This is a genomic window from Nocardia carnea (assembly GCF_029868325.1).
GTDB classification, from domain to species: Bacteria; Actinomycetota; Actinomycetes; order Mycobacteriales; family Mycobacteriaceae; genus Nocardia; species Nocardia carnea_C.
Window position 1 is genome coordinate 1 of record NZ_JARWNW010000137.1, and the last position, 2,871, is coordinate 2,871.

At 69.8% G+C, this 2,871-nt stretch carries 2 protein-coding genes; both read left to right on the plus strand.

Going from position 1 to position 2,871, the window contains the following annotated elements; genetic code table 11:
* Positions 1-331 precede the first annotated feature (331 nt).
* Complete coding sequence (locus tag QH196_RS10060; protein WP_280415494.1) at positions 332-1,786, plus strand: NAD-dependent succinate-semialdehyde dehydrogenase; 1,455 nt, start codon at positions 332-334, stop codon at positions 1,784-1,786.
* A 600-nt stretch (positions 1,787-2,386) separates the two neighbouring features.
* Positions 2,387-2,698, plus strand: coding sequence for a chorismate mutase (locus QH196_RS10065; RefSeq protein ID WP_062973841.1), 312 nt, complete (start codon positions 2,387-2,389; stop codon positions 2,696-2,698).
* The last annotated feature ends 173 nt before the right edge of the window (positions 2,699-2,871 follow it).

The following is a 2,871-nucleotide window of genomic DNA, read 5'->3' on the forward strand; positions in this document are numbered from 1 at the left end:
CCCCGCCCGCCACCCCCCCCCCCCCCGCCCCTCCCCGCCCCCCTCCCGCCCCCCCCCCCCCCCCCCCCCCCCCCCCCCCCCCCCCGGCGCGGCCCCGGGCCCGCCCCCCCCCCCCCCCGCGCCGGGCGCCCAGCCCCCGGCGGCGCTCCCGCTTGGCACGGGCCAAACCCGGGAGGGGCCTCGCTGGACTCGGCGCCATGGACACTCGTCTCGCGAGCCGCCATGGACTTCGGCCTCGCGAGCCGCCATGAATACTGTCCTCGCGAGCCGCCATGAATACTGTCCTCGCGAGCCAGGGATATCGGGGGGTTCGCGGCCTAGGCTTAGGCGTATGGCTTCAGAAACCGATGTACTCGATTCTGTACCGAAGCAGCTGTGGATCGGCGGCCCCGTCGATGCCACCGGTGGCGGCACGTTCGGCGTGCACAACCCGGCGAACGGGGAAGTGATCGCCGAGGTCGCGGACGCCACCCCCGAGGACGCCGTGCGGGCGCTGGATGCCGCTGTGGCGGCTCAGGCGGATTGGGCGGCGACTCCCGCGCGGGAGCGAGGCGAAATCCTGCGGGCGGTGTTCGAGCGGATCACCGCGCGGGCGGAGGACTTCGCGTTGCTGATGACTCTGGAGATGGGCAAGGCTCTGCCGGAGAGTCGTAACGAGGTGCGTTACGGCGCCGAGTTCTTCCGCTGGTTCAGTGAGGAGGCGGCGCGGATCAGCGGCCGCTATCTGCATGCCCCGTCGGGTACCGGCCGGATCCTCGTGCACAAGCAGCCGGTAGGACCGTGCCTGGCCATCACACCGTGGAATTTCCCGCTCGCCATGGGCACGCGCAAGATCGGCCCGGCCCTCGCCGCAGGCTGCACCATGATCGTGAAACCGGCGTCGGCCACCCCGCTCACCATGCTGTTGCTGGCGCAACTCTGCGCCGAGGCGGGACTGCCCGAGGGCGTGCTGTCGGTGATCACCTCCCGCCGCTCGGGTGCCGTGACCCAGCCGCTGCTCGACGACCCCCGGCTGCGCAAACTCACCTTCACCGGCTCCACCGAGGTCGGCCGGTCGCTGGTCGAGAAATCCGCGCACGGTCTGCTGCGCACCTCGATGGAGCTCGGCGGCAACGCGCCGTTCGTGGTGTTCGACGATGCCGATATCGACGCCGCTGTCCAGGGCGCCATGCTGGCGAAACTGCGCAACGGCGGGGAAGCGTGTACGGCGGCGAACCGGTTCCACGTGCAGCGCGGGGTGCTGGCCGAGTTCACCGACAAGTTGGCGGCAGCCATGAACGAGCAGGTCAAAATGGGCCCCGGTACCGACCCGGACACCACACTGGGCCCGCTCATCAACTCCGAACAGCTCACCACGGTGTCCGAGCTGGTCGACGACGCGGTATCCGCCGGTGCGACCGTGCGCCTGGGCGGTAAGGCCCCCGGCGGTCCGGGCTGGTTCTACCCGGCGACCATCCTGACCGATATCCCCGATGGCGCGCGGATCCTGCGCGAGGAGGTATTCGGCCCGGTCGCCCCGATCGTCGCCTTCGATACCGAAGAGGAGGGGCTGGCCGCCGCCAACGACACCGAATTCGGGTTGGTCAGCTACATCTACACACGGGATCTCGACCGGGCGCTACGGGTCGCGGAAGGTCTGGAGAGCGGCATGGTGGGGGTGAACCGCGGTGTCATCTCGGATCCCGCCGCACCCTTCGGTGGTGTGAAGGCCTCCGGATTCGGCCGGGAGGGCGGCACCGAGGGTATCGAGGAGTATTTGTCCACGAAGTACATCGCGATGACCTGAGGCGCGATATACGACCGCCCCGGGGCGTCGACACCCGGGGCGGTTCGCGGCTGTGGGGGGGTGTGGGGGGGGCCGGGGGTGGGGGTCGGTGGCAGGGGCGGGCGGGGCGGGACGCCCGCCGTTTCCAACCCGGGTAGCGTCGGCGCGTCCGGACCGTGCTCGCCGGCGCCGGAACCCGAGCGGCCGGCGGCCGAGCGCTGAGGGCGGGAATGCGAATCCGAACGAGTTTCAGCCGTGGTGTCCATCGTCCGTTCACGCTACCGCTGTGTTTATTTGCGCGCTGGCGCGCGCTGGGTTTTGGCCCTCTGAGGGCCTCGCTGGACTCGGCGCCGCCGGGGCTTACGCAGGCAGGGGGTATCCGTCACTTTGCAGACTTTCCGGGGCGTGGCAAACTGGCAGCATGGTTTGCCCTTTTGTGAAACAACCGCTCCGGCTGGGTGCACAGCGGGACCACAGCCCGGGCACCTGAGGCCGGGAGGGGCAGGTAGGGGGTAACGGGACTACCAGACCCATCGGGTCTGTTTCACGGTGAAGGAACTCTGGACCGGTAACGCGAAGCGGTGCGACGGCGATCCAGGTTCTGACACGAGGAGATGAATGATGAGCACACCCGCCACGGCGACCGGGTCGGATTCGACGACCGGCACGGAATCGGAGCTCCCTCGGACCGAAGCCGAGATCGAGAAGCTTCGTAAGGAAATCGACCAGCTCGACGCGGAGATCCTGGCGGCGATCAAACGCCGGACCGAGATCTCCCGCGTTATCGGCCGCACCCGGATGGCCTCCGGCGGCACCCGGCTGGTGCACAGCCGGGAGATGAAAGTGCTGGAACGCTTCAGCGAGCTGGGCCAGGAGGGTCATACGCTGGCGATGTTGCTGCTGCGGCTCGGTCGCGGCCGGCTCGGCCGGTAGCCACCGGAAACCACACGCGGCGGCCCGCAGACCGCCGCACTGCCGCGAACCCCCCCCGGGGTGGGCGCCCCCCGGGGGGGGGTTTTATAGGCGCCCGGGGAAGGGGGGTTTTTAGGGGGGAAAAAAAAAAACAAAAAACAAGGGGCGCCCCCCCCCGCCCGAAACCCGGGCCG